We start from the raw sequence: 634 nt of genomic DNA on the forward strand, positions 1-634 counted from the left end.
GTGGCGGAGGCGCTGACGCTCCCGGACAGCTACTTCGAGGCGTTCCGCGAGGACATGAGGACGAAGCGGGACCTGCTGTCGGCGGGCCTGAAGGAGGCGGGCTTCGAGGTCTTCACCCCCTCGGGCACCTACTTCATCACCACCGACATCCGCCCTCTGGGCGAGACGGACGGCTTCGCCTTCTGCCGGGCCCTGCCGGAACGCGCGGGCGTGGTGGCCATCCCGAACGCGGTCTTCTACGACCACCGCGAAGAGGGCGCCCCGTTCGTACGGTTCGCCTTCTGCAAGCGGACATCGGTGCTGGAGGAGGCAGCGGAACGCCTCCGCAAGGCATTCGCGCACTGACGCGGCCCTGCGGGCGGGGCTGACGTATGCGGCGGCGGCACCGTACGCCAGCCGGTGAGCGGCCTGCTGCCCGGCCCGGCAGGCGTCAGTGCCGCCGGGTGGAGTCCGGGGCCGGGCGGGGTGCGGTGAGCAGGCCCGCGAGGAGTTGGAGTCGTTCCGCGTCGGGGCCGCCCTCCTCGGCGGTGTAGGCGATGAGCACCGGGCCGGGGGCACCGGGCATCGGGTAGGCGTCCCAGTCCAGGTTCAGCTCCCCGACCAGCGGGTGGTCGACCCGCATCCGGCCACGCGT

2 protein-coding genes are annotated in these 634 nt (G+C 72.6%); one reads left to right on the plus strand and one right to left on the minus strand.

The annotated features are described in order from the left end of the window. On the plus strand, positions 1-345 hold a 345-nt coding region (locus STRTUCAR8_RS41645), incomplete at its 5' end, for an aminotransferase class I/II-fold pyridoxal phosphate-dependent enzyme (protein ID WP_158697495.1). Between the two features lie 85 nt (positions 346-430). Here the strand turns inward: STRTUCAR8_RS41645 and STRTUCAR8_RS41650 are convergent. Next, on the minus strand, positions 431-634 hold a 204-nt coding region (locus STRTUCAR8_RS41650), incomplete at its 5' end, for an MmyB family transcriptional regulator (protein WP_479683356.1).

The organism is Streptomyces turgidiscabies Car8, from assembly GCF_000331005.1.
GTDB lineage: Bacteria > Actinomycetota > Actinomycetes > Streptomycetales > Streptomycetaceae > Streptomyces > Streptomyces turgidiscabies.